Raw genomic sequence first — 23816 nt, 5'->3', positions numbered from 1 at the left:
CTCGCTGCCCCCCGAGGGGGCCGCAGGCCGCCTTGGGGCGGCCCGGCGCCGGCCTGGTGCCCCCACGCTCGGTCAGTCGAGCTGCACGCCGGCGGTCTTGATGATCTTGCCCCAGCGCTCGCTCTCGGTGCGCGACAGCTTGTAGAAATCCTGCGGCGTTCCGGGCAGCGCCTCGAAGCCGAACTCCGAGAACAGCTTGACCACCTTCGGCGCCTGCATCGCCTTGTTGAGCTCGCTGTTGATGCGGTTGACCGCGTCCGGCGGCATGCCCGCCGGACCGATCAGGCCGTGGAAGGCGTAGGCGTTGACGTCCTTGAAGCCCAGCTCGGCGAAGGTCGGCACCTCGGGCAGGGCGCCGGCGCGCTGCGGCAGCGCGATCGCCAGCACGCGCACCTTGCCGGACTTGATGATCGGCAAGCCCGAGGCCAGGTCCAGCATCATGGTCGGGACCTGCCCGCCCATGATGTCCGTCATGGCGGGCGCGGCGCCCTTGTAGGGCACGTGCTGGATGCTGATGCCGGCCTTCTGCTTGAAGAGTTCCATCGCCATGTGGTGCGGCGAGCCGTTGCCGGGCGAGGCGTAGCTCACCTTGTCGGGGTGGGCCTTCACGTAGCTCACGAACTCCGCGACCGTCTTGGCCGGGAAGTCGGGATGGACCACCAGCGCGACCGGGAAACGGCCGATGGTGCCGATGTAGGTGAAGTCGTTCGCCGGCTTGTACGGCAGCTTGGCGAACATGTGCTCGTTGAACAGCAGCGCGGCGTTCTCCGCCTGCATGATCGTGTAGCCATCGGGCTTGGCCTGCATCAGGACCGACACGCCGATGTTGGTCGAGGCGCCCGGACGGTTGTCGATCACGATCGGCTGGCCCAGCGAGGGCTGCATCGCTTCGGCCAGCGAGCGCGCCAGGTTGTCGGTGCCGCCGCCGGCGACGTAGGGCACGATCCAGCGCACGGGCTGGCTGGGGTAGGCGCTCTGCGCCGGTGCATGACTGGCCGCCGCGAGCGTGAGGCCGGCGGCGAGCAGTTGCAGGAATCGTTTCATCGGGTGTGTCTCCGGGGTTGAAAAAAGCAGTCTCGAATCAGCCGCGCAGGGTCTGCCAGAGCGCGCGGTCGCGTTCCGCGGTCCAGACCACCGGATGCTCGATGCCGCGCAGTTCGTCATAGGCGCGCGAGACATCGAAAGGCAGCACGTGCTGGAACACCGGCCAGTCGCCGAAGCGCGGCTTCATCGCCGCTTCGGCGCGCTCGAAGCAGGCGCGCAGGCCCTCGCCCGCCTCGAGGCCGGCGCGCACGCTGGCGAGCAGGGTCGACAGGAAGGCCTGGGTCAGCGCGATCGCTTCCGCGCAGGCCGGCGCGCCCTGCAGCACGGCGCCGCGGCCCGGCACCAGGACGCGGGGCTCGAGCGCGGCGACCGCATCGAGCGTGCCTGCCCAGTCCTGGATGTAGGCATCACCGGCATATACGCCGCAGCGGTTCTCCACCACGTCGCCCGAGAACAGCACGCCGCAGTCGGGCAGCCAGGCCACCGTGTCGCCGCCCGAGTGGCCGCGGCCCAGGCACATCAGGCGCACTTCGCGCTGGCCGAGCCAGAGGCTCATTTCGCGTTCGAAGCTGAGGGTCGGCATGGTGAGGCCGGGGATTTCCTCGACGCCCGCGAACAGGCGCGGAAAGCGCCCGACCTCGGACTCGAAATCGGCCTGCCCGCGCTCGCGCACCCAGTCCAGCGTGCCCTGGCTCGCGACGATGGCCTGCACGTCGTCGAAGGCGCTCGCGCCCATCACGCGCACCGCGTGGTAGTGCGTCAGCACGATGGCCTTGATCGGCTTGTCGGTGACGCTGCGGATGTCGGCCAGGAAATCGCGCGCCATGCGCGGCGTCGGGCGGGTGTCGATCAGCACGACGTGCTCGTCGCCGACGATGAAGCCGCAGTTGGGGTCGAAGTCGCTGATGTAGCCGTACACGCCGGGCGCGAGTTCGCGCAGCTGCGGCTTCTGTTCCCGGGTGTCGGAGGCGGAGGCGAAGGAGACGGGAGCGTTCATGCGGGGCTTCGGGTCGTGGTTTCGGAAGGCGGGCCGCTCTCGCGGGCGGTGGCGATGCAGTCCAGCAGCACGGCCTGGTCGCCGCACTGGTTGGCCAGCAGCAGCACGAGGCGGGCGTTGAGGTCGGCGCTCTGCGCCTCGCTCAAGCCCTCGTGGGCAGCGACCCACGCCGCGTAGAAGCCGTCGGGATCGGGGATGTGGGGTTCGGTGATCATGGGGTCCTTCGGTTCAGCCATGGGCCAGCGCGGTGTGCACGGCGGCCGCGACCGAGGCCGGGGTGGGCTCGCGCAGCAGCGCCGCGCGGTAGGCGTCCGGGCGCACCAGGCAGAGGCTGCCGGGGGCAGCGATGCCGAGCTGCCGCGCCAGCGTGTCGTCGGGTTGCAGCGTGTCGAGGCCGGTGTCGCCGCCGACGGCGACCAGCCGCAGCGGCAGCGATGCCGCGACGTCGGCCAGGGCGTCGGCTTGGGCACGGGTCGGTGCGAACCACAGGCCCAGGCACTGCGTGCCCTCGGCGAGCAGCTGCACCAGCGTGGTCGGCCTGCCGTCGGCGTGCCGCAGCGGCAGGTTCTGCACGCTGCGTGCGCCGTCGGGCAGGTGCGGCGCCGCGGGGTAGTCGTTGGCGACCGACATGCGGCCGGTGTTGACGAGGCCGCGGGCGAAGGCATGGCGCGAGGCCAGCGCCACGACCGCGCGCCGCAGCGTGTGCTCGGCCGGCGTGCGGGGCGCGAGGAAGCGGGCCGACCGGCTGGTGACGCGCAGGTTCTCCGCGGCGGCCGGGCGGCGCTCCGCATCGTAGGTGTCGAGGAGCCCGTCGCCGGCCTGGCCCTGCGCCACCAGCGCCAGTTTCCAGCCGAGGTTGGCCGCATCCTGGATGCCGCTGTTGCCGCCGCGGGCGCCGAAGGGGCTCACGACATGGGCCGAATCGCCGATGAACAGGATGCGGCCGTGCCGGAAACTGTCGAGCAGGTGGTCGCGGTAGCCGTACGGCCCGATCCAGACGAATTCGAACTCGACGCCGGGCCCGAGCTGCTCGCGCAGCCGCGCGCCGGCGACCTCGGGCCTGCTGATGTGGGCCGTGTCGCAATCCTCGGGCATCTGGTAGTCGATGCGCCAGACGCCATCGCCCATCAGGTGCTGCCAGACCGCGCGGCCCTCGTTGAAGGGCGCATCGACCCAGGTCCAGCGCTCCGTCGGCAGCGGCTTCTTGAAGCGCACGTCGCTGATGCACCAGCGGTCGGTGCTGCGCGACGGGTGGGCGTCGATGCCGAGCTGGGTGCGGATCGGGCTGTTGGCGCCGGTGGCGTCGATCAGGTGGTCGGCTTCGATCGTGTAGCTGCCGGCCGGGGTTTCCACCGTCACGCGAACGCCGCCATCGAGTGGCGCCACGTGCGTCACGCGGTTCTTCCAGCGCAGGTCGGTGAGGCCCAGTTCGAGGATGCGGTCGACCAGGAACCACTCGACGTAGAACTGCTGCAGGTTGATGAAGGGCGGCTGCACCGAGACGCTGTCGGTCTTCAGGTTGAAGTTGTAGACCTCCTGTTCGTCGGAGAAGGTGCGGCCGAAGGACCAGGTGATGCCCTTGTCCGCGATGCGCTCGTAGATGCCGAGCCGCTCGAAGATCTCCAGGCTCTTCTGCGCGTAGCAGATGCCGCGCGACGAGGCGCCGCGCACGCCGACCGTGTCGTCCTCGTCGAGCAGCACCGCGCGCACGCCGCGGCGGGCGAGGTCGCACGCCAGCGTCAGGCCCGCGGGACCGGCGCCGACGATGACGATCGGATGGCGCACGACGGCGTCGCTGCCGAGCTCGGGCGCTGGCACGAAGGGCCAGCTGGGCAGTTCGTACGCGGGTGCGAAGCTGTAGCTTTCCATCGGGGTGTTCGGGGTGTTCACAGCGCGTGCGCCCAGTCGGCGATCGCGCCGGCCGCGCGCGGCACCAGCTCCGGCTGGCCCGCGAGGTAGTGGTTGCCGCCGACGATGTCGACGTTGCGGATGCGCGCACCGCCCGCTGTCATCCAGGCCTCGCGGGTGCTCGGGAAGGTGGACTGGTCGCCGGTGTAGGTGAGCAGCAGCTTGGGCACCGTGGTGCGCGCGAGATTCGACGGGCCATCGGCCTGGGAGCGCGAGGACCATTGCGACAGGAAGGCGGTCAGCGAGGTGGTCCGGCCCATCGCATTGGCCGAGTAGTTCACCTGCCGCGCATCGCCCCACACGCTGCCGGGCGCGCGGTCGTTGGCGTCGATCGAGAGGTCCACGCAGCGCGGGTCCGCATGCGTGCGGTAGACCACGAAGGCCTGGTCGCGCGGCGCGCCGGGCGTGCTGCGCAGCACGCGCAGCCGTTCCAGCGCCCAGCCCTCGATGCGGTCGAGCCGCGCCTTTTGCGCCGCGCTGAAGCGGGCGAGGAACTCGGCGCCGTACGGCAGCGCGTGGCGCGGGTCGTACATGTCGAGCGCCGGGTCCACCGACAGCGGGTCGTGCTCGTCGGTGACCGAGGGGTCGATCCAGTCCCGCATCAGCTTGGAGCGGCCCTGGTGCGCGGCGCACAGCGCGATCCCGTCCACCGGCGGCAGGTCGTCCGGATGCAGGTGGGTCGGATCGCCATCGGCGAAGTGGTGCGCCGTGAGCTGCTCGGCCTGTGCCTGGTAGAAGCTGGCCAGCGCGGCGCCGCCCGAGTTGCCGATCAGCACGACCTTCTCGTAGCCGGCCGCGCGCAGGAACTGCACGCCGGCGCCCAGGTCCTGGATCGCGCGCTCCATCAGCAGCACCGTGTCGTTGCCCATGTAGCGCGAGTTCAGGCCCATGCAGCAGATGCCGCGCTCGGCCAGCGGGCCGATCAGGTAGTGGCCCATGAAGTTGCTGGTCGGATGCATCACGATGGCCGCGATCTTCTTCGGCCCGGCCGGTGCCCGGTACGCGCCGTAGATGCGCGGGCGCAGCATCTGCAGGCCCGACTGGCTCTCGAGCGAGGCGCCCGGCTTGACGTCGATGACCGCGAGTTGCAGCTCAGCCATGGGCCGCCTTTCCCGCGCCAGCGGCGGCGAGCAGTCCGGCCTTGCGCAGCGTCCAGGCGTCGAGTTCGGCCCGGGCGTTGAGCGCGTGCGCATCCATCTCGGCCTGCGGCACCGTCGGCGTGGTGAGCTCCACGCGGATGCCGTTCGGGTCGAAGAAGTAGATCGATTCGATGATGTGGTGGTCGGTCAGGCCCAGCACCTCGACGCCGGCCGCTTCGAGCCGGGCCTTGGCCGCCCGCAGCTCGGCCACGGAGTCGACGCGCAGCGCGATGTGGTTGACCCAGGCCGGCGTATTGGGCGAAGGCAGCGCCGCCACGTTGTCGCCGAGGTCGAAGAAGGCGATGTACGAGCCGTCGCGCATCTGGAAGAAGATGTGGACGTAGGGGCAGTACTCGCCGGTGCTCGGCACGTGGTCGCTCTTGATCACGTGCGCCAGCGGCAGGCCCAGCAGGTCTTCGTAGAAGCGGCGCGTTTCCTCGCTGTCGCGGCAGCGCCAGGCGAAGTGGTGCAGGCCGCGAACGGGGGGGGGCGGCGGGAGGGCCATGGTCTGTCTCTTTTGTCAGTTGAGGACAGAGCAAAAACTGCTGCGCAGTTTCTTGGTCTGTCCCGCAAGGTCTCAGTAGGTCGAGGACAGAGCAAAAACTGCTGCGCAGTTTCTTGGTCTGTCCCGCAAGGTCTCAAAAGGCTCGGAGCGGATTGGGCCGCCGATCTTCTTATGATTCAATCGAAATAAATTCATTGATTGATGAACTGAGGCCATGAATCTGACGCTGCGCCAGTTGCGCGCCTTCGCTGCCGTGGCCGAGACCGGCAGCTTCACCGCGGCTGCCGCGACCCTGCACCTGACCCAGTCGGCGCTGAGCGTGCTGGTGCGCGAGCTCGAGCGCGAGATGGGCGTGCAGCTGTTCGACCGGCACACGCGGCGGGTCCTGCTGTCCGAGGCCGGGCGCGAGTTCCAGCCCTCGGTGCAGCGATTGCTGGCCGACCTGGCGGGCGCGGTGGCCGGCGTGACCGACCTGCGTGACAAGAAGAAGGGCGTGCTGCGGCTCGCGGCGCCGCAGCTGATGGCCTGCACGCTGATGCCGCGCGTCATCGCGGCCTACCGCGCGCGGCACCCGGACATCGACGTGCGGCTGACCGACACGCTGCCCGAGCACCTGCTGGACGGCCTGCTGTCGGGCGAGGTGGAACTCGCGGTCGGGCAGGACGTGGCCGTGGACGCCGCGATCGAGCGCCGCACGCTGTTCCGCGACCGCCACTGGCTGATCTGCCCGCCCGGCCACGCCTTCGCACGCCGCCGCAAGGTGCGCTGGGCCGAACTCGGGCCCTACACCTTCATCGCCCCGACGCGCGACTTCCGCCAGCGCGTGTTGCCCGAGCTCGACGCCGCAGCGCGCGAGCTGATGCTGCGCGCCACCACCCAGGAGGTGTCGTACATGACGACCGCGCTCGGCATGGTGGCCTCGGGGCTGGGGCTCACGGTGTGCCCGACCTATTCGGCGTCGCTGGTGCGCGCCCACGGGCTGCAGATGGTGCGGCTGGAGCAGCCGGATTTCCACCGCGAGGTCTGCGTCTACGGGGCGTCCAAGCGCTCGCTCTCGCCCGCGGCGGCGAGCTTCGTGCAGCTGCTCGAGCAGTTCGTGCGCGAACCGGGCCTCGCTGGCTGACACCTGAAACCTACAATGGGCGCTGCCCTCGAGGCTCTCCTCATTCGCTTTCAAATCGTCTATCCATGAACGTCCTTCGATTCACCGACCTCTGTGCGCAAGGCAAAGTCGCCGGCCAGCGCGTCTTCATCCGAGCCGACCTCAACGTGCCGCAGGACGACAGCGGCCGCATCACCGAGGACACGCGCATCCGCGCCTCGGTGCCCTGCATCCGGCAGGCGCTCGACGCCGGCGCGGCGGTGATGGTCACCTCGCACCTCGGCCGGCCGACCGAAGGCCAGTTCAAGCCCGCCGATTCGCTGGCGCCGGTCGCGGCCCGCCTCGGCGAGCTGCTGGGCCGCGAGGTGCCGCTGGTGTCCGACTGGGTCGACGGCGTCCAGGTGGCGCCGGGCCAGGTCGTGCTGCTCGAGAACTGCCGCCTCAACAAGGGCGAGAAGAAGAACGACGAGACGCTGGCGCGCAAGCTGGCGGCGCTGACCGACATCTACGTCAACGACGCCTTCGGCACCGCGCACCGCGCCGAGGCCACCACCTACGGCATCGCGCAGTACGCCAAGGTGGCCTGCGCCGGGCCCCTGCTGGCGGCCGAGATCGACGCCATCACCAAGGCGCTGGCGCAACCGTCGCGCCCGCTGGTGGCGATCGTCGCGGGCTCCAAGGTCAGCACCAAGCTCACCATCCTCGAGAGCCTGGCGGCCAAGGTCGACCAGCTGATCGTGGGCGGCGGCATCGCCAACACCTTCATGCTGGCCGCGGGCCTGTCGATCGGCAAGTCGCTGGCCGAGCCCGACCTGCTCGACCAGGCCAAGGCGGTGATCGAAGCCATGCGCGCGCGCGGCGCCGCGGTGCCGATCCCGGTCGACGTGGTCACGGCGAAGACCTTCGCGGCCGATGCCGCGGCGACCGTGAAGGACGCCAGCGACGTGGCCGACGACGACCTGATCCTGGACATCGGCCCGAAGACCGCCGCACTGCTCGCGGCGCAGCTGCGCGAGGCCGGCACCATCGTCTGGAACGGCCCGGTGGGCGTGTTTGAGTTCGATGCCTTCGCCAACGGCACCAAGACCATCGCCCACGCCATCGCCGAGAGCCCTGCCTTCTCGATCGCCGGTGGCGGCGACACCCTGGCCGCGATCGCCAAGTACGGCATCGAGGACAAGGTCGGCTACATCTCCACCGGCGGCGGTGCCTTCCTGGAAGTGCTGGAAGGCAAGACCCTGCCGGCCTTCGAGATCCTGGCGAAGCGGGCGGGATAGGCTCGCCCCCAGGTTGGCTCACTTCGTGTAGCCGCCCACCCCCTCGCCGGGGGCAACACCAGCGGCCCGGCGGAGCCGGTTCCGCGGTGTTTCTGGCAGGGGAGCTCGATAGCTCTGGCTGTTGGCGTCGAAAGTGTATACAGTGTCGAATACAAACCGGAGACCTGAATGAGCACGCCCCGCCTGCCCCGCCACGCCACCAAGATCGTCGCCACCCTCGGGCCCGCATCCAACACGCTCGAGTTGCTCGAGCAGATGATCCTCTACAAGGTCAGCGTGGTGCGGCTCAACTTCAGCCATGGCACGGCGCAGGACCACATCAACCGCGCCGCGATGGTGCGCGAGGCGGCGCGCCGCAGCGGCCGCGAGGTGGCGATCATGGCCGACCTGCAGGGCCCGAAGATCCGGGTCGGCAAGTTCGCCGAGGGCAAGATCTGGCTGGAGCCCGGCGCCAAGTTCGTTCTTGACGCCTCGCGCATCGAGCCCGGCGACGTCGACGCCGTCGGCCTCGACTACAAGGACCTGCCGCGCGACGTCAAGCCCGGCGACAGCCTGCTGCTGAACGATGGCCTGATCGTGCTGACGGTCGATGCGGTCAAGGGCGACGCGGTCCACACCACGGTGCGCCTGGGTGGCGAGCTGTCCAACAACAAGGGCATCAACAGGCAGGGCGGCGGGCTGACCGCGCCGGCGCTGACCGCCAAGGACATGGAGGACATCAAGACCGCGATGAGCTTCCAGGCCGACTATGTGGCGGTGAGCTTCCCGAAGAACGCCACCGACATGGAAATGGCGCGCCAGCTGTGCAACGTGGCGGCGGCCGAGTTCGGCCACAAGCCCGGGATGATCGCCAAGATCGAGCGTGCCGAGGCGATCCCCAGGCTGGAAGAGATCCTGCGCGCCAGCGACGGCATCATGGTGGCGCGCGGCGACCTCGCGGTGGAGGTCGGCAACGCCGCCGTGCCGGCGCTGCAGAAGAAGATGATCCGCATGGCGCGCGAGATGGACCGGGTGGTCATCACCGCCACCCAGATGATGGAGTCGATGATCACCAACCCGGTGCCCACGCGCGCCGAGGTCAGTGACGTCGCCAACGCGGTGCTCGACGGCACCGACGCCGTGATGCTCTCGGCCGAGACCGCCTCGGGCCGCTACCCGCTCGAGACCGTGCAGGAAATGAGCCGGATCTGCGAGGCCGCCGAGGCCGCCGAGGATCCCCAGCTCGACGCCGATTTCAGCGGCAAGAACTACACCCGCATCGACCAGTCGATCGCGATGGGCGCGCTGTTCACTGCGCACCATCTCGGTGCCAAGGCGATCGTCGCGCTGACCGAGTCGGGTTCCACGCCGCTGTGGATGAGCCGGCATCGCGCCCACATCCCGATGTACGCACTGACTTCGCGGCTGTCGACGCAGCGCAAGATGGCGCTCTACCGCAACGTGCGGCCGCTCTTGATGGATTCGGAGAGCGACCGCGACACCGCGCTCGATCAGGCCGAGGCCCACCTCAAGAAGCGCGGCATCGTGCAGACCGGGGACGTCTACGCGATCACCTGCGGCGAGCCGATGGGGGCGCCGGGCGGCACCAACATGCTCAAGATCTGCAGAGTGCGTTAAAGCTCGCCCCCAGGTTGCCCGGCACTGCGTGTCCGGGCGCCCACCCCCGACCGGGGGCAACACCAGCGGCCTGGCAAAGCCAGTTCCGCGGTGTTTCACCGACGGGCCTGGCTGCGCCGGCCGGGGGCCGACCTGGGGCGAGCAACACCCTCGGTAGAATCGGGCGAGTTCTTTCGTCTTCATCCCTAGATTCCCGCGAGGTATTTCCAATGGCACTCGTCTCGATGCGCGAACTGCTCGACCACGCCGCCGCCAACGGCTACGGCATTCCGGCATTCAACGTCAACAACCTCGAACAGGTGCAAGCCGTGATGGAGGCCGCCAAGGAAGTCGGCGCGCCGGTCATCCTGCAAGCCAGCGCCGGCGCGCGCAAGTACGCGGGCGAAGCCTTCATCAAGCACCTGATCCAGGCCGCCATCGAGGCCTATCCCACCGTGCCCCTGGTGATGCACCAGGACCACGGCCAGAGCCCGGACGTCTGCCGGGGCGCGATCGACCTCGGCTTCAGCTCGGTGATGATGGACGGCTCGCTCGAGGCCGACGGCAAGACCATCGCCAGCTACGACTACAACGTCGAGGTCACCCGCAAGGTGGCCGACATGGCGCACAAGGTCGGCGTCACCGTGGAAGGCGAGCTCGGCTGCCTCGGCTCGCTCGAGACCATGAAGGGCGACAAGGAAGACGGCCACGGCACCGACGACACCATGACCCGCGAGCAGCTGCTGACCGACCCGGAGCAGGCCGCCGACTTCGTCAAGCGCACCCAGATCGACGCCCTGGCGATCGCCATCGGCACCAGCCACGGCGCCTACAAGTTCACCCGCGAACCCACGGGCGACATCCTGGCGATCGACCGCATCAAGGAAATCCACCGCCGCATCCCGAACACCCACCTGGTGATGCACGGCTCCTCGAGCGTGCCGCAGGAGCTGCTGGCCATCATCCGCCAGTACGGCGGCAACATGAAGGAAACCTACGGCGTGCCGGTCAAGGAAATCCAGGAAGCCATCAAGCACGGTGTGCGCAAGATCAACATCGACACCGACATCCGGCTGGCGATGACCGGCGCGGTGCGCAAGTTCCTGGCCGAGAACCCCGAGAAGTTCGACGCCCGCGAATGGCTCAAGCCGGCGCGCGAAGCCGCCCGCCTGATCTGCAAGCAGCGCTACCTCGAGTTCGGCTGCGAAGGCCAGGCCCCGAAGATCAAGGGCGACACCCTGCAGGTGGTCGCCGCCAAGTACGCCAAGGGCGAACTGGCGCAAGAAGTCATTTAGGCTCACCCCCAGGTCGCGCGCACTTCGTGTCGCGCTCCCACCCCCCTCTCCGGGGGCAACCCCAGCGGCCCGGCCAAGCCGGTTCCGCGGGGTTTCCCGAACGGGCCTCGCTGCGCTGGCCGGTTTGTTTCGCGCGGCCCGCGCCGCGCGCACAATCTCCGAAGTTCTCCGCACCGCCCCACTTCCCATTCGCCATGACCACCGTCCATACCTCCTCCATCAAGAGCCTTCCGCTGCTGGCGCGCGGCAAGGTGCGCGACAACTATGCGGTCGGCAACGACCGCATCCTGATGGTCGCGAGCGACCGCCTGTCGGCCTTCGACGTGATCATGGGCGAGCCGATTCCGGGCAAGGGCGTGATCCTGACGCAGATGGCGCTGTGGTGGTTCGAGCGGCTCGGCCACCTGTGCCCGAACCATCTGACCGGCGACGCGCCCGAGAGCGTGGTCACGCCGGACGAGGTGCCCCAGGTCGAGGGCCGCTCGATGCTGGTCAAGCGCCTGACGCCGATCCCGGTCGAGGCGGTGGTGCGCGGCTACCTGGCGGGCAGTGGCTGGAAGGAATACCAGGAGAACCGGGCCGTCTGCGGCGTGCCGCTGCCCGAGGGGCTGACCAACGCCAGCAAGCTGCCGCTGCCGATCTTCACCCCCGCGGCCAAGGCGGCGGCCGGGGCGCACGACGAGAACATCAGCTACGACAAGGTGGTCGAGGTGGTCGGCCCGACGCTGGCGCAGCAGATCCGCGAGACCAGCATCGCGATCTACGAGACGGCGGCGGCGATCGCGCTGACCAAGGGCATGATCATCGCCGACACCAAGTTCGAGTTCGGTCTCGACGAGGCCGGCACGCTGGTGCTGATGGACGAGGTGCTGACCCCCGACAGCTCGCGCTACTGGCCGGTCGAAGGCTACGAGGCGGCGCTGGCCAGCGGCGCCAACCCGCCGAGCTACGACAAGCAGTTCGTGCGCGACTGGCTCGAGGCCACCAAGATCAACGGCAAGCGTTGGGACAAGACGCCGCCGGCGCCGCGCCTGCCGGCCGAGGTGATCGAGAAGACCGCGGCGAAATACCGCGAAGCCCTGCAGCGGCTGACCGGCTGACCCCCCCGGCCCTGGAATGTAAATAGATCACAAAAGCGGCGGCAATAGTCACCGCACGACAGGGCCTCCATCTTCCAAACTGCTCTCATCCCCCCAGATGAGGAGAGCAATATGGAAACGGCAGTTGATTTTCGGATTCATTTCCTCCAGGAACCGAGTCGCACCGTCACGGCCACCCCGCCGGACGCGCTGCAGGCCGGCATGCTGGCGCGCGTGCTTGACGAGATCGACCATGGCCTGCTGCTGGTGGACCTGACCGGTCGCATCCTGCATGCCAACTATCCGGCCCGGCGCGAACTGTCGGCGGCGCGCGCGCTGCACAGTGCCGAGGGCATGCTGTGCGCCGCCAGCCCCGCCTCGCAGGCGAAGATCCGCCAGGCCCTCAAGGACGCTGAGCGCGACTGCCGCGGCATCGTCGAACTCGACCATGGGGCCGACGGGCTCTCGCTGGCGTTCGTCCCGCTGGCCGCGGTGCACGGCAGCGGCACCGTCGACACGGTGCTGGTCATCTGCAGCCGCCAGCCCGGCTGCGAAATGCTCACGATGCAGATGTTCGCCCGGGCCAAGCACCTGACGCGGGCCGAGCAGAACGTGCTGACCCGGCTCTGCGACGGTCATCGCGCGGAGGAAATCGCCTGCCTCGAAGGCATCTGCATGTCCACCGTGCGCACCCACATCAAGAACGTGCGCCAGAAGACCGGCAGCAACAGCATCCGCGAGGTGGTCCACCGTGTGTCGCGGATGCCGCAGATCGTGTCCGCGTTGCGGCTTATCGACTGACGGCTGCGCAACAGGCCGCGCGCGGACTGCGGGCGACCTTATATTCCACGGATGTTCGCCGCATCCGGTCTCGACCCCGTCGCGCTCCCGCCCGCGCTGCAGCAGCTCGCGCTGCGCGGGGTGCAGCGCCGCTACCGCACGCGTTCGCTGCTGATCGAGGAGGGCGAGGAAGGCGGCTCGATCTACATCGTGCTGTCCGGGCGGCTGCGGGTCTTTCTGTCCGACTCGCGCGGCCGTGAAATCACGCTCGGCCTGCACGGGCCCGGCGAGTACGTCGGCGAGATGACGCTCGATGGAGGGCCGCGCTCCGCCAGCGTGCAGGCGGTGGAGCCGACCGTTTGCGCCGTGGTGACCCGCGAGACCATGCTGCAGCACATCGCCGACCATCCGGACTTCGCGCTGGCGCTGATCGTGCGGCTCATCCGCCGCGCCAGGCTGGCAACCGAGAGCGCTCGCAGCATGGCGCTGCTCGATGTGTACGCGCGCCTGAAACGCTTGCTCGAGGAGCGCTCGGAGCCGTCGCTCGACGGCACGCGGCGGATCGCCGAGCGCCTCACGCACCAGGCCATCGCGAGCGAGATCGGCTGCTCGCGCGAAATGGTCAGCCGGTTGCTGAAAGACCTGGAGCAGGGCGGCTATGTCTCGGTCACCCAGCGCCAGCTCGCCCTGCTGCGCGAGTTGCCCGCGCGCTGGTAGGCCCGGAGCGCGTCAGCGCGACTGCGTACTCAGCGTCGCCACGGTGCGCCCGCCCGCATCCAGCAGCGCCAGCCGCGTCGGGCTCTGCAGCCGGTAGCTGGTGGTGGCCTGCAGGGCGGCGAAGAACTGCGCCTCCTTGGCGCTCAACGCCGGATCGGTGCAGGCCATCCGCGTCGAGGCCAGCTGGCTCAGCTTGAGCGCGCTGCCGCTGCGCTCGAAGGTGCCCGACACACGATTGCAGCCGCCCGACCCGCTGACGCGCCCGTTGCGGCGGTCGAACTGCACCTGCGGATCGCGCTGCGGGTCGCCGCCGGCGGCAACCGGCTCGCCGCCGAGCTGGTCGAGGCGCCAGACCGGGCCCTCGATCGGCTCGTCGAGGCTGATGCCGCTGGCGCAACCGGCGGTCAGCGCGGCAGCCAGCACGGCGGCCATGAAAAGAGGAGTGGCGGCAGGGCTGGGACGCATGGCCTGTCTTTCGTTTTGCAACAAATTGATATTTTGCTGCATCGTATTCGACCGGACCCGGCGCGCCAACGCCGCCCGTGGATCGGCGTCGCGCAAGAAAAAAGCAATCGCAAGATCGCTTTTGATTGAGTTTGGCTGATCTGCTGAACTTCAGCTCAGCACCACGCTGCTCAGACGCCGGCGGTAGCTGGCCACCGTCGGATCGTCCGGGGGAATCTGCCCGTCCGCCACCTTGACCTTCGGCGGCTCGATGATGTCGAGGATCGCGATATAGGTCTTGCGCGCCAGGTCTTCGCTCCAGCTCTTGTCGCGCATCAGGATGTCGAGCAGTTCGTCCATCGCATCGGTCCAGCGTTGGGCACTCATCAGCAGGCGGGCGCGGTCGAAGCGGGCGTCGAAGTCGCGCTTGTTGGCCGCGATGCGCGCTTCCAGCTCGGCCAGCGAGGGTGCGGTGCCGACGGCTGGCGCGGCGAAATCGATGGCGTCCATCCAGCGCTGAAGCGAATCGAAGCGGCGCACCAGCGAAGTCTTGGCGATCACCGGCGCGAATGCGACCTTGGCATGGTCGACCTGGCCTTCCTGCAGCAGCAGCTTGACGTAGTCGAAGCGCGCGTCGTCGTTGGCGGGGTCGGTGGCGATCGCATGCTGCAGCTTTTCGAGCGCGCCCTCGGTGTCCCCCTCGGCGAGCGCTTCCTGCGCCGACGCCTCCTGTTCCAGCGCTTCGGCCTCGTCGGCGCCCGGCACGTGCTTGTCGAGGAAGGTGCGGATCTCGTCGGCGGGGATCGCGCCGACGAAGCCGTCGACCGGCTGCCCGTCCTTGAACATCACGCAGAAGGGGATGCTGCGCACGCCGAACATCTGGCTCAGCTGCTGCGAGATCTGCGGCACCTTGTCGGCGTCGAGCTTGGCCAGCGTGAAGCGGCCCGCATACTCGACTTCGAGCTTTTCGAGCACCGGCCCGAGCTGTTTGCAGGGCCCACACCATTCGGCCCAGATGTCGAGCAGGACCGGCGTGGTCGTCGAGCCGTCGATCAGCTCGGACTGGAAATTTTCGAGGGTGATGTCGATCATCGCGGGAAGGTGGGGGTGAAACGTAAAATTCGAACCATGAAGCAAGCAATTCAGGTCGGCGTGGTGATGGGCTCGAACTCCGATTGGGAGACGATGCGCAATGCGGTCGAGATTCTCCAGCAATTCGGCATCACCCATGAAGCACGGGTGGTCTCGGCCCATCGGATGCCCGATGAATTGTTCGCCTATGCCGAGAGCGCCGCGCCGCGCGGGCTGGTCGCGATCATCGCAGGTGCCGGCGGCGCCGCCCACCTGCCCGGCATGCTGGCGGCCAAGACCACGGTGCCGGTGCTCGGCGTGCCGGTCGCCAGCCGGCACCTGCAGGGCGTGGATTCGCTCTACAGCATCGTCCAGATGCCCAAGGGCGTGCCGGTGGCGACCTTCGCCATCGGCAATGCCGGCGCGGCCAACGCGGCCCTGTTCGCGGTCGCGATGCTGGCGGTCGGCGATCCGGCGCTGCGCACCCGGCTCGACGCCTTCCGCCTGACGCAGACCCAGGCCGCGCAGGCCATGACGCTGCCGCCGGGCGACGACCCGGCGGTGTCGCCGTTCTCGCCGCAGGGCGGGGGTGCGCTGTGAGCCGCCGGGCCGTTCCCAAGGCGAACACCGTAGCGCACAAGCGCGGAGGTGTCCGAATGAGCCGCCGGGCCGTTCCCAAGGCGAACACCGTAGCGCACAAGCGCGGAGGTGTCCGAATGAGCCGCCGGGCCGTTCCCAAGGCGAACACCACCGCAGCGCGCAGCGCGGAGGTGTCAGAATGAACGTCGTGCTGCCGGGCGCCACGCTGGGAGTGCTCGGAGGCGGCCAGCTGGGCCGCATGTTCGTCCACGCGGCGCAGGCGATGGGCTATTTCACAGCCGTGCTCGATCCCGACGCCGACAGCCCGGCCGGGCGGGTGAGCCACCACCACATCCACACCGACTACACCGACGTCGACGGCCTGGCGCGGCTGGCCGGCCTGGCCGATGCCGTGACGACGGAATTCGAAAACGTGCCGGCGCCTTCGCTCGAACACCTGGCTGCGGCGCGGCCGGTGGCGCCGGGCGCGGATGCGGTGGCGATCGCCCAGAACCGGATTCGCGAGAAGGGCCACTTCGTGCGCTGCGGCGTCGAGTGCGCCCCCTACGCCGTGATCGAGACCGTCAATCACCTGGCGGCGGTGCCGGCCGACCTGCTGCCCGGCATCCTGAAGACCGCGCGGCTCGGCTACGACGGCAAGGGCCAGCGCCGGGTGATCACGCAGGACGACTTGAGCGCCGCCTGGAACGATGCCGGCGGTGTGCCTTGCGTGCTCGAGAAGCTGCTGGACCTGGATTTCGAGTGCTCGGTGATCGTCGCCCGCGGCGAGGACGGGCAGATGGTGAACTTCCCGGCGCAACGCAACCTGCATCGCGACGGCATCCTCACCGTCACCGAGGTCCACGCCCACAACATGCCCGAAGCGACCGCGCGGCAAGCCGTGGCGGCGGCCCGGTCGATCGCCGACGGTCTGGCCTATGTCGGCGTGCTGTGCGTCGAATTCTTCGTCCTCGGAGACGGCCGGCTGGTGGTCAATGAAATGGCGCCGCGCCCCCACAACAGCGGCCACTGGACGATGAACGCCTGCGACGTGTCGCAGTTCGAGTTGCAGGTGCGCACGCTGACGGGCCTGCCGCTCAACCCGCCGCGCCAGCACAGCGTCGCGATCATGCTGAACCTGCTGGGCGACCTGTGGTTCATCGACGGCGAAGCGCCGCAGGAGCCGCGCTGGGCCGATGTGCTGGCCCTGCCCGGCACCCATCTGCACCTCTATGGCAAGACGCAGGCGCGTCGCGGCCGCAAGATGGGCCACCTGAACATCACCGGCGATTCGATCGACGCGGTCCGCAGCACGGCCGATTTCGCCGCCGCGCTGCTGGGCTTGCCGATCCCGCTGTCCGAATGAAGGGGCGGGCGGCATGATCCGCGACGGCAGCGCGCACGACGCCATCGCAGAGGCCGCCGGGGTCCTGCGCGCCGGCGGTCTGGTCGCCTTCCCGACCGAGACCGTCTACGGCCTGGGCGCCGACGCCGGCAGCGACGCGGCCGTCGCCGGCATCTTCGCGGCCAAGGGCCGGCCCAGTGACCATCCGCTGATCGTCCACGTGGCGGCCGGCGTGAAGGGCAACGAGGCGCTGTCGCACTTCGCCCAGCCGCTGCCGTTGTTCGCCCAGAAGCTGGTGCGCGCCTTCTGGCCCGGACCGCTGACGCTGATCGTCCCGCGCCAGCCCGGCGTCGGCGCCGCCGCTGCGGGCGGTCAGGACACCATCGGCCTGCGCTGTCCGGCCCATCCGGTGACGCAGGCTCTGCTGGTCGCCTGCGCCGAACTGGGCGTGCACGGCCTGGCGGGACCCAGCGCCAACCGTTTCGGCCGCGTCAGCCCGACCACCGCCCTGCACGTCCAGGAGGAGTTCGGCGACGCGCTGATGGTGCTCGACGGCGGACCGTGCGCGGTGGGCATCGAGTCGACCATCGTCGACTGCAGCCGCGGTGCGCCGGTGCTGCTGCGGCCGGGCGCGATCACGCGGACGCAGATCGAGGCGGCCGGCGGCGAGCCGCTGCGCGACAAGGACACGCTCGGCGCGCCCGACCCGCGGGCCTCCGGCACGCTCGAATCCCATTACGCGCCGAGCGCCAAGCTGCGCCTGATGGACGCCAAGGCACTGCAGACCGGCCTCGACGTGCTCGGCGCGAGCGCCGCGAACATCGCCGTCTGGTCGCGCACGGCGCTCAACAGCCGTTCGCAGCGCGTGCTGCAGCGGCGCATGCCCGACGACGCCGCCGCCGCCGCGCAGCAGCTCTTCGCGGTGCTGCGCGCCTTCGACGCCGAAGGCGTCAAGCTGATCTGGGTCGAGACGCCGCCGAGCGATCCCGAGTGGGAAGGCGTGCGCGACCGCCTGCAGCGTGCCGCTGCTTGACTGTTGCTCGCCCCCAGGTTGGGCTCACTGCGTGTAGCCCGCCCACCCCCTACCGGGGGCAACACCAGCGGCCCGGCGAAGCCGGTTCCGCGGTGTTTCACGAACGGGCCTGGCTGCGCCGGCCGGCCCCACGAAGTGGACGAGCTTGAGGCGAGCCTAGCCCCCGCTTGCCAGCACGCCCTGGAAGAAACCGCGCGCGGACACCATGCAGAAGGGCGGCACCAGCGTGCCGTGGTAGGCCTGGACCACCGCCTGCGACTGGTTCGAGGCGGTGCCGCCGGCGGCGGCCGCGGTGTTGGCCTTGGCCTGCGCGAAACCGGCTCGTGCGGCCGAGAACGCATCGGTTGCGGCGCTGTCTTCGAGGTCGACCACGGCCAGCGCTGAAGTCGGCATGCCGCGGGCGCGGAAGTAGCCGGCCGTGGCGCGCGTGCTCACGAAGTTCACGGTCGGGTCGTTGGCGCCGCCGCACATCAGGACCGGCCGGGTCGGCAGCCAGTTGCGCAGGTCGTTCGCCACCGCCGCCTTGCGGAAACCGAGCAGTGGCTGGCAGTCGAGCGGTGAACTGGTGCTCAGGGACGCCAGCGTCGCCGGCAGGGCGTTGCCGGCGCAGGGGGTGGCCTGGAGGTCGTTGGCGGCCCGCGTCAGGTAGCTCTGCCGGATCAGGTTGTTGGGCCCGTAGAACACGGCCAGCGAGGGATCGACGGGCCCCGGAACGGCGTTGGTGGGATAGAGCGCGAGCTGCGGCAGGCGCCCGGTGGCGAACAGGGTGTCGAGCGGCGTCGGGCTGGGCAGCAAGGTGTCGATGCCGGTGGCGTACTGGGCTTCGTAGATGTCGCTGGTGGCCGAATAGACATTGCCGAACTGCTTCTGCCAGCTGGTCGAGAGCAGCGGCGTGAACACCGTGGCGCCGAGCGCCGGCCAGCCGCTGAAGCTGTAGTCGGTCAGCAGGCTGATGGCCGAAGGCGCGGACAGCGGCGCCGATGCGGTGACCGTCTTGCCGTTGGCCTGCAGCTCGCGGTGCGCCGCCATCGCCACGTAGCCGCCCTGCGAATAGCCGGTGACGAACAGCGAGCCGGCGTCGCTGCCGTTGATGAAAGGCAGGGTCTTGCGCGCCGCGGTCAGGGCATCCACCATGTCCTTGCCCTGCTGGTCGCCGTTGAGGTAGGGGTGGTAGGTCAAGGTCGACTTGTCATAGCCGGCGTAGTTCGGCGCCACCACCAGGAAGCCCTGGGCGACGAACATCGCCGCGACCGTGAGGCCCTCGCCGGCGGCGGGCTGGTTGGTATCGGTCCAGCGCGCGATGTTGAAATCGCGCGCCGCGGTGGTGCCGTGCGCGTACAGGACGATCGGGCGCGGCCCGTTGCAGACGGCGTCGGTGCCGAAGGGGACCATGATCGCGGCGGTGGCATTGGTGGCTTCGCCCTGGCCGCCGACCGTGCGGTATTCGAGGTAGCGCAGGTCGACGCCGCACTTCGGGCTTCCGGCCACCTGCAGCAGCGCCTTGCCCTGCGCGCTGGCGCCGAGCAGCGTCGTGAAATCGCTGGTCGCGATCCGCTGCACCCGTTCCGGCGGCAACGTGACGACCGAGCCACGGCCCGAATCGGCCGCGGCCGGCACGTTGAACCCGAAGCCGTCGTTTCCGCCGCCGCAGCCGGAAAGCAACAGGGCGATACCCGAGAGGGCGAGGGCTGACAGTCTTGTCATGAACGTCTCCTGCGGTGCTGGAATCGAAGCGGCGTCCGATTTTGGGCAGGGCCCGGTCCGCGCGCAAGCGGCGTTTACCCAAACGAAGCGGTGCAGCCGGGGCGCTCCGCCGACGTGGACCCTCCCACCCGGGGGGGCGGGAGGGCGTCTTTTCAGTCTTGCGACGCCCAATCGACGAGGGCGTCGAAGGCCGGCCGCGCGGCGACCGCATTGTCGTGGTTGGCGATCGCGATCACCACCCAGCGCCGGCCGCTGGCGCCGTGCACGTAGCCGGCCACACCGGCGGCGTCGCGCAGCGTGCCGGTCTTCAGGTGCGCGGCCCCACCCGAGCGCAGGGCGCGCTTGCGCAGCGTGCCGTCGACGCCGGAAGCCGGCAGCGAGGACACCAGCTCCGGCATCACGGGCGAGCGCCAGGCCACCTGCAGCATCTTGGCCAGCGCGGCGGCGCTGATGCGCTCGTCGCGCGACAGGCCGGAGCCGTTGTCGAACACCGGCTGGCCTTCGCCGGTGCCGATGCGGTCGTTCCACCACTGGCGCAGGGTGGCGCGCGACGCCTCGAGCGTGCCGCGCTTTTTCTGCTGCAGGCCGAGCGTCAGGAAGAGCTGCTGCGCCATCACGTTGTTGCTGTACTTGTTGATGTCGCGGATCACCTCGGCCAGCGGCGGCGACGCGGCCTCGAAGGCCGGCCGCAGTTCGGTCGGCACGCGGCCGTCGCGCACCTGGCCCTTGAGCTGGCCGCCCATCTCCGCCCAGAGGCCGCCGACCGCGCGGGCGGCATAGCTGCCCGGGTCCGCATAGGCCACCGCCCAGGTCTTCTCGCCGCAGGCGGCGGGATAGCTGCCCGCGAAGCCCAGGCGCGCCGGATCGGCGAAATCCCCGCCGAGCGCGGTGCGCCAGTCGCCGCATTCCCCGGCCGACAGCGGCACCGCGGCCTGCGAGGCGACGCCGGCCAGCGCCGGTTGGTAGCTGACTTGCGCCGTTTGCGCGCCGCGGTTCGGCGCGAAGCTCATCACCACCGACTTGAAGTTGACCAGCAGCGCATCGGGCGCCGCGTTGTAAGGGCGCTGACCCTCGCCGTCGAAGGCGTTCGGGTCGCTTTCCGCCACCTCGAAGGCGCTTCGGTCCAGCACGATGTCGCCGTTGATGCCCTGGATGCCCAGCCCCTGCACCCGGCGCAGCAGCAGCCACAGCCGCTCGAGCACCAGCTTCGGGTCGCCCTGGCCCCTGATGTAGAGATTGCCCTCGAGCACGCCGTTGCGCACCGGGCCGTCCACATACACCGGCGTGGTCCAGGTGAAGGCCGGCCCCAGCAGGTCGAGCGCCGCGTAGGTGGTGACCAGCTTCATGATCGACGCCGGATTGACCGGCACCTGGGTGCGCCAGGCCAGCCGTGGCACACGCACGCCATCGGCATCGGCCACCAGCATCGTCACCGCGTCGCGCGGGACCTTGGCGCGGGCCAGCGCGGCATCGACTTCGTGCGGCAGGCTCTGGGCCGCGGCCGGCAGCGCGGCGGCGAGTGCAAGAACGATGGCGAAGGTGCGGGAGACGCGCGAGGTGCAGCGCGCGGAAGGCAGGGCGACAGTCATGCGCGGATTATCCGGGGCCGCCTCAGGCTCGCGAGGCCGGCCGCAGCGCGCTGGCCGGCCACCCTGGATAATCCCTCGATGCCTGTTGTTCCCCGATTTTCCGCCCGCACCATCGGCATCGGCGCGGCCGTCGTCACCGTGGGGGTGTGGACCGCGTTCATCGTGATCGCGCGCGCGTCCGCCGGGCGCTCGCTGACGCCCTTCGACATCGGCTTCGCGCGCATCGTCGGCGCCAGCCTGGTGCTGCTGCCCTGGGGCGCCTGGCTGGTGCTGCGGGACCGCGCCAAGGGCCCGGCGACGAGCTCGTTCTTCGGCCTTTCGCCGCTGCCGCTGCGCCTCACCGCGCTGGCGGGCGTCTTCGGGGGCTTGGCCTACGCCCTGCTGGCCTACACCGGTTTCTTCTTCGCGCCGGCCAGCCACGCTGCGGTGCTGATGCCGGGCAGCCTGCCGCTGTGGACCACGCTGCTGGCCGTCCTGGTGCTGCGCGACCGCATCACGCCGCTGCGCGCGCTCGGCCTGGGGCTGATCGTGCTCGGCGACCTGTTCGTCGGCGGCGCCAGCCTGCTGCATGCGCTGGACGGGGGCGTGATCTGGAAGGGCGACCTGCTCTTCATGAGCGCGGCCTTCTGCTGGGCCTGCTACAGCATCATCGTGCGGCGGCACGGGCTCGAGGCGGTTCGCGCCACCATCGCCATCACCGTGTTCGCCTTCATGACCTATGTGCCCGTGTACCTGCTGCTGGTCGCGTCCGGCCTCGTCACGAGCCGGCTGGCGAGCGCGCCGGTGGGCGAAGTCCTGTTCCAGCTGCTGTTCCAGGGCATCGGCTCGGTCGTGATCTCGGGCATCGCCTTCACGCGCATGATCCAGTACTTCGGCCCGGTGCGCTCGACCATGATCACGGCGCTGGTGCCGGGCCTGTCGGCGCTCGGCGCGGTGGTCTTCCTCGACGAACCGCTCCACTGGAACCTGATCGCGGGGCTGCTGCTGGTCACGGCGGGGATCCTCTTCGGAGTCCAGCGCCACCGCGCCGCAGGGTCCAGGCCGCCGGCCGTCGCGGCGGTGGCGAGTGCCGCGGGAGGGGGCATCGATGCCTAAGCTCCTGGCCTTCGACACCAGCACCGAGGCGCTGTCGATCGCGGTGCGCCACGACGACCTGCTGCTGGAGCACAGCGGCGCCGGCGGCGCGCACTCGTCGGCAAGCCTGATTCCGCTGATCCAGCAGTTGCTCGCCGCCGCCGGCCTGTCGCTCGGCGAGCTGGAGGCGATCGCCTTCGGCCGCGGCCCGGGTTCCTTCACCGGGCTGCGCACCGCCTGCTCGGTCGCGCAGGGTCTCGGATTCGGCGCCGGCGTCCGGCTGCTGCCGATCGACACCCTGCACGCCGTGGCCGAAGAAGCCCATGACCGTTTCGGTGTCACGCGCGTGGTGGCCGTGCTCGATGCGCGCATGGACCAGGTGTACGCGGCCGGCTACGACTTCGGGGTCGAAATCTGCGCCAGCGAGGCGGAGCTGCTGGCGCCCGAGGGCGTCGTGGTGCCGGACGGCTGGGCGCTGGCCGGCAATGCCTTCGACGCGTACGGCGAGCGCCTGCCCCATGCGGCGGCGCGCCACGAGGTGCTGCCCACCGCCGCCGCGATGCTGCGGCTGGCCCCGGCGCTGCTGGCCGCCGGCCGCACGGTGGCACCGGCCGAGGCCTGGCCGCTCTACGTGCGCGACAAGGTGGCGCAGACGACCGAGGAGCGCGCGGCCTTGAAGGCGGGAGTCGTGCGATGAGCGCTGTCCTGCAGCAGCCGCGCGAGGCGCGCCTCGAGCCGATCACGATCGAACGGATTCCCGCCGTCTGCGCCATCGAGCAGAGCGCCTTCAGCCATCCCTGGACGCCGGCGAACTTCACCGATTCGCTGGCGGCCGGCTACCACTGCCAATGCCTGGTGGCGCCCGCGCCCGACAGCGAGCCTTCGGCGTCCGCGCCGCGCGGCGCGCGCGCGCTGTGGAGCCGCGCGACGGCGCGCAGCAGCGCCGAGACGCTGATCGGCTACTTCATCGCCATGAAGGGCGTCGACGAAGTGCACCTGCTCAACATCACGGTCGCGCCGGCCTTCCAGGGCCAGGGCTGGGCACCATTGATGCTGGAGGCGCTCGCGGGCTGGTCGCGCGGGCTCGACGCGCAGTGGCTCTGGCTCGAGGTGCGGGCCAGCAACCTTCGCGCGCTCGCGGTCTACGAACGCAACGGCTTCCGGCGCGTGGGCACGCGCAAGGGCTACTACCCCGCGCACGGCGGCGCCCGCGAGGACGCGGTCGTCATGAGCCTGCGCCTCCAAGAATCACCCAGCGCCTGGGGCGGATTGAAATGACGACCGAAGCCTTGCACCTCGACGCGCGGCAGCGCGCCATGCTCGACGAGATGGGCGTCAAGCTCCTCTGGTGGCGCCAGCCGGAGCCTGCCGAAGCGGCGCCGGCCGAGGCCGTCGCTGCCGCCGTCGCTCAGCAGCCCGCAGCCCTGCCCGCGGAACCGGCCATGGAGCCTCCCGCCGCGGCGCCGGCCCGACCCGCCCCGGCCGTCGCTGCCGCGCCGGCGTCGCCCGCCCATCGCGCGCCGACCGCGGCCTCGCAC

General features: G+C 70.1%; 23 protein-coding genes and 1 pseudogene. 14 read left to right on the top strand and 10 right to left on the bottom strand.

The genetic code is table 11. The features are described 5' to 3' along the window. Window positions 1–72 precede the first annotated feature (72 nt). From AC1DYK_RS03720 to AC1DYK_RS03695, 6 genes are read right to left on the bottom strand one after another with little or no spacing between them, the layout of a single operon-like run. Window positions 73–1044 (bottom strand): Bug family tripartite tricarboxylate transporter substrate binding protein, encoded by a 972-nt coding sequence (locus tag AC1DYK_RS03720; protein WP_478165027.1) that lies wholly within the window; start codon window positions 1042–1044, stop codon window positions 73–75. A gap of 37 nt (window positions 1045–1081) precedes the next feature. Continuing rightward, window positions 1082–2041: an MBL fold metallo-hydrolase gene (locus AC1DYK_RS03715; protein WP_478165026.1), complete on the bottom strand. Its 960-nt coding sequence runs from the start codon at window positions 2039–2041 to the stop codon at window positions 1082–1084. Next, complete coding sequence (locus AC1DYK_RS03710) at window positions 2038–2256, bottom strand: DUF2783 domain-containing protein (RefSeq protein ID WP_478165025.1); 219 nt, start codon at window positions 2254–2256, stop codon at window positions 2038–2040. Before AC1DYK_RS03710 ends, AC1DYK_RS03715 begins: the two co-directional genes overlap by 4 nt. A gap of 13 nt (window positions 2257–2269) precedes the next feature. Next, on the bottom strand, window positions 2270–3910 hold the full coding sequence (locus tag AC1DYK_RS03705; RefSeq protein ID WP_478165024.1) for an FAD-dependent oxidoreductase: 1641 nt from the start codon (window positions 3908–3910) through the stop codon (window positions 2270–2272). A 17-nt stretch (window positions 3911–3927) separates the two neighbouring features. Continuing rightward, window positions 3928–5049, bottom strand: coding sequence for an alpha/beta hydrolase family protein (locus tag AC1DYK_RS03700; protein WP_478165023.1), 1122 nt, complete (start codon window positions 5047–5049; stop codon window positions 3928–3930). Then, entirely contained in the window at window positions 5042–5593 is a 552-nt protein-coding gene (locus tag AC1DYK_RS03695) for a VOC family protein (protein WP_478165022.1), read from the bottom strand. Before AC1DYK_RS03695 ends, AC1DYK_RS03700 begins: the two co-directional genes overlap by 8 nt. Window positions 5594–5807: 214 nt before the next feature. Between AC1DYK_RS03695 and AC1DYK_RS03690 the strand changes: the two genes are divergently transcribed. The 7 genes from AC1DYK_RS03690 (at window position 5808) to AC1DYK_RS03660 (ending at window position 13439) form a co-directional block, all read left to right on the top strand. Beyond that, entirely contained in the window at window positions 5808–6716 is a 909-nt protein-coding gene (locus tag AC1DYK_RS03690) for a LysR family transcriptional regulator (RefSeq protein ID WP_478165021.1), read from the top strand. 65 nt (window positions 6717–6781) lie between these two features. Further along, complete coding sequence (locus tag AC1DYK_RS03685; protein ID WP_478165020.1) at window positions 6782–7972, top strand: phosphoglycerate kinase; 1191 nt, start codon at window positions 6782–6784, stop codon at window positions 7970–7972. Between the two features lie 168 nt (window positions 7973–8140). After that, window positions 8141–9589 (top strand): pyruvate kinase, encoded by a 1449-nt coding sequence (gene pyk / locus AC1DYK_RS03680; protein ID WP_478165019.1) that lies wholly within the window; start codon window positions 8141–8143, stop codon window positions 9587–9589. Between the two features lie 209 nt (window positions 9590–9798). Further along, complete coding sequence (gene fba / locus AC1DYK_RS03675; protein ID WP_478165018.1) at window positions 9799–10863, top strand: class II fructose-bisphosphate aldolase; 1065 nt, start codon at window positions 9799–9801, stop codon at window positions 10861–10863. Window positions 10864–11057: 194 nt separating this feature from the next. Next, window positions 11058–11963 carry a phosphoribosylaminoimidazolesuccinocarboxamide synthase gene (locus tag AC1DYK_RS03670; protein WP_478165017.1) on the top strand — a complete coding sequence of 302 codons (906 nt, stop codon included), beginning with the start codon at window positions 11058–11060 and terminating at the stop codon, window positions 11961–11963. Window positions 11964–12074: 111 nt separating this feature from the next. Further along, complete coding sequence (locus AC1DYK_RS03665) at window positions 12075–12743, top strand: helix-turn-helix transcriptional regulator (RefSeq protein WP_478089041.1); 669 nt, start codon at window positions 12075–12077, stop codon at window positions 12741–12743. Window positions 12744–12794: 51 nt separating this feature from the next. Next, the gene (locus AC1DYK_RS03660) at window positions 12795–13439 is read left to right on the top strand and encodes a Crp/Fnr family transcriptional regulator (protein ID WP_478165016.1); all 645 of its coding nucleotides are present in this window, start codon (window positions 12795–12797) and stop codon (window positions 13437–13439) included. 12 nt (window positions 13440–13451) lie between these two features. Here the strand turns inward: AC1DYK_RS03660 and AC1DYK_RS03655 are convergent, their stop codons facing one another. Both AC1DYK_RS03655 and AC1DYK_RS03650 read right to left on the bottom strand, forming a co-directional pair. Continuing rightward, complete coding sequence (locus tag AC1DYK_RS03655) at window positions 13452–13904, bottom strand: META domain-containing protein (RefSeq protein WP_478165015.1); 453 nt, start codon at window positions 13902–13904, stop codon at window positions 13452–13454. 150 nt (window positions 13905–14054) lie between these two features. Further along, the gene (locus AC1DYK_RS03650) at window positions 14055–14975 is read right to left on the bottom strand and encodes a tetratricopeptide repeat protein (RefSeq protein ID WP_478165014.1); all 921 of its coding nucleotides are present in this window, start codon (window positions 14973–14975) and stop codon (window positions 14055–14057) included. Between the two features lie 36 nt (window positions 14976–15011). On the opposite strand from AC1DYK_RS03650, the gene purE reads away from it, so the two are divergent. The 3 genes from purE to AC1DYK_RS03635 all read left to right on the top strand — a co-directional run bounded on the left by purE (window position 15012) and on the right by AC1DYK_RS03635 (window position 17911). Further along, on the top strand, window positions 15012–15554 hold the full coding sequence (purE, locus tag AC1DYK_RS03645; RefSeq protein WP_478165013.1) for a 5-(carboxyamino)imidazole ribonucleotide mutase: 543 nt from the start codon (window positions 15012–15014) through the stop codon (window positions 15552–15554). Between the two features lie 178 nt (window positions 15555–15732). Continuing rightward, on the top strand, window positions 15733–16899 hold the full coding sequence (locus AC1DYK_RS03640; protein WP_478165012.1) for a 5-(carboxyamino)imidazole ribonucleotide synthase: 1167 nt from the start codon (window positions 15733–15735) through the stop codon (window positions 16897–16899). 13 nt (window positions 16900–16912) lie between these two features. After that, window positions 16913–17911 (top strand): L-threonylcarbamoyladenylate synthase, encoded by a 999-nt coding sequence (locus tag AC1DYK_RS03635; RefSeq protein WP_478165011.1) that lies wholly within the window; start codon window positions 16913–16915, stop codon window positions 17909–17911. Window positions 17912–18067: 156 nt separating this feature from the next. Here the strand turns inward: AC1DYK_RS03635 and AC1DYK_RS03630 are convergent, their stop codons facing one another. Further along, window positions 18068–19615: an alpha/beta hydrolase family protein gene (locus AC1DYK_RS03630; protein ID WP_478165010.1), complete on the bottom strand. Its 1548-nt coding sequence runs from the start codon at window positions 19613–19615 to the stop codon at window positions 18068–18070. Window positions 19616–19767: 152 nt separating this feature from the next. Next, window positions 19768–21204 carry a D-alanyl-D-alanine carboxypeptidase/D-alanyl-D-alanine endopeptidase gene (gene dacB, locus AC1DYK_RS03625; RefSeq protein WP_478165009.1) on the bottom strand — a complete coding sequence of 479 codons (1437 nt, stop codon included), beginning with the start codon at window positions 21202–21204 and terminating at the stop codon, window positions 19768–19770. A gap of 78 nt (window positions 21205–21282) precedes the next feature. Between dacB and AC1DYK_RS03620 the strand changes: the two genes are divergently transcribed. The 4 genes and pseudogenes from AC1DYK_RS03620 to AC1DYK_RS03605 form a co-directional block, all read left to right on the top strand. Beyond that, a complete protein-coding gene (locus AC1DYK_RS03620; RefSeq protein WP_478165008.1) occupies window positions 21283–22299 on the top strand; it encodes a DMT family transporter in 1017 nt (338 codons plus the stop codon). Next, complete coding sequence (gene tsaB, locus AC1DYK_RS03615; protein ID WP_478165007.1) at window positions 22292–22975, top strand: tRNA (adenosine(37)-N6)-threonylcarbamoyltransferase complex dimerization subunit type 1 TsaB; 684 nt, start codon at window positions 22292–22294, stop codon at window positions 22973–22975. The genes AC1DYK_RS03620 and tsaB overlap by 8 nt, the downstream gene beginning before the upstream one ends. Then, a complete protein-coding gene (locus AC1DYK_RS03610) occupies window positions 22972–23556 on the top strand; it encodes a GNAT family N-acetyltransferase (RefSeq protein ID WP_478165006.1) in 585 nt (194 codons plus the stop codon). Before tsaB ends, AC1DYK_RS03610 begins: the two co-directional genes overlap by 4 nt. Further along, window positions 23553–23816: pseudogene (locus tag AC1DYK_RS03605) on the top strand (uracil-DNA glycosylase family protein); the annotation flags it as partial. The gene AC1DYK_RS03610 and the pseudogene AC1DYK_RS03605, both read left to right, overlap by 4 nt.

The sequence above is a fragment of the Variovorax sp. P2_H12 genome (assembly GCF_056403395.1).
Note: the sequence above shows the minus strand (reverse complement) of the source record. Positions and strands in the feature narration are given on the sequence as shown.

Bases quoted from the DNA above. Each gene is read 5' to 3' on its own strand.
- AC1DYK_RS03710 (WP_478165025.1), bottom strand. From the start codon at position 2,256: ATGATCACCGAACCCCACATCCCCGATCCCGACGGCTTCTACGCGGCG.
- AC1DYK_RS03630 (WP_478165010.1), bottom strand. From the start codon at position 19,615: ATGACAAGACTGTCAGCCCTCGCCCTCTCGGGTATCGCCCTGTTGCTT.
- AC1DYK_RS03655 (WP_478165015.1), bottom strand. From the start codon at position 13,904: ATGCGTCCCAGCCCTGCCGCCACTCCTCTTTTCATGGCCGCCGTGCTG.
- AC1DYK_RS03720 (WP_478165027.1), bottom strand. From the start codon at position 1,044: ATGAAACGATTCCTGCAACTGCTCGCCGCCGGCCTCACGCTCGCGGCG.
- pyk (WP_478165019.1), top strand. From the start codon at position 8,141: ATGAGCACGCCCCGCCTGCCCCGCCACGCCACCAAGATCGTCGCCACC.
- purE (WP_478165013.1), top strand. From the start codon at position 15,012: ATGAAGCAAGCAATTCAGGTCGGCGTGGTGATGGGCTCGAACTCCGAT.
- AC1DYK_RS03705 (WP_478165024.1), bottom strand. From the start codon at position 3,910: ATGGAAAGCTACAGCTTCGCACCCGCGTACGAACTGCCCAGCTGGCCC.
- AC1DYK_RS03640 (WP_478165012.1), top strand. From the start codon at position 15,733: ATGAACGTCGTGCTGCCGGGCGCCACGCTGGGAGTGCTCGGAGGCGGC.
- AC1DYK_RS03695 (WP_478165022.1), bottom strand. From the start codon at position 5,593: ATGGCCCTCCCGCCGCCCCCCCCCGTTCGCGGCCTGCACCACTTCGCC.
- AC1DYK_RS03610 (WP_478165006.1), top strand. From the start codon at position 22,972: ATGAGCGCTGTCCTGCAGCAGCCGCGCGAGGCGCGCCTCGAGCCGATC.
- AC1DYK_RS03685 (WP_478165020.1), top strand. From the start codon at position 6,782: ATGAACGTCCTTCGATTCACCGACCTCTGTGCGCAAGGCAAAGTCGCC.
- AC1DYK_RS03660 (WP_478165016.1), top strand. From the start codon at position 12,795: ATGTTCGCCGCATCCGGTCTCGACCCCGTCGCGCTCCCGCCCGCGCTG.
- tsaB (WP_478165007.1), top strand. From the start codon at position 22,292: ATGCCTAAGCTCCTGGCCTTCGACACCAGCACCGAGGCGCTGTCGATC.
- AC1DYK_RS03670 (WP_478165017.1), top strand. From the start codon at position 11,058: ATGACCACCGTCCATACCTCCTCCATCAAGAGCCTTCCGCTGCTGGCG.
- AC1DYK_RS03665 (WP_478089041.1), top strand. From the start codon at position 12,075: ATGGAAACGGCAGTTGATTTTCGGATTCATTTCCTCCAGGAACCGAGT.
- AC1DYK_RS03635 (WP_478165011.1), top strand. From the start codon at position 16,913: ATGATCCGCGACGGCAGCGCGCACGACGCCATCGCAGAGGCCGCCGGG.
- AC1DYK_RS03700 (WP_478165023.1), bottom strand. From the start codon at position 5,049: ATGGCTGAGCTGCAACTCGCGGTCATCGACGTCAAGCCGGGCGCCTCG.
- dacB (WP_478165009.1), bottom strand. From the start codon at position 21,204: ATGACTGTCGCCCTGCCTTCCGCGCGCTGCACCTCGCGCGTCTCCCGC.
- AC1DYK_RS03690 (WP_478165021.1), top strand. From the start codon at position 5,808: ATGAATCTGACGCTGCGCCAGTTGCGCGCCTTCGCTGCCGTGGCCGAG.
- AC1DYK_RS03650 (WP_478165014.1), bottom strand. From the start codon at position 14,975: ATGATCGACATCACCCTCGAAAATTTCCAGTCCGAGCTGATCGACGGC.
- AC1DYK_RS03620 (WP_478165008.1), top strand. From the start codon at position 21,283: ATGCCTGTTGTTCCCCGATTTTCCGCCCGCACCATCGGCATCGGCGCG.
- fba (WP_478165018.1), top strand. From the start codon at position 9,799: ATGGCACTCGTCTCGATGCGCGAACTGCTCGACCACGCCGCCGCCAAC.
- AC1DYK_RS03715 (WP_478165026.1), bottom strand. From the start codon at position 2,041: ATGAACGCTCCCGTCTCCTTCGCCTCCGCCTCCGACACCCGGGAACAG.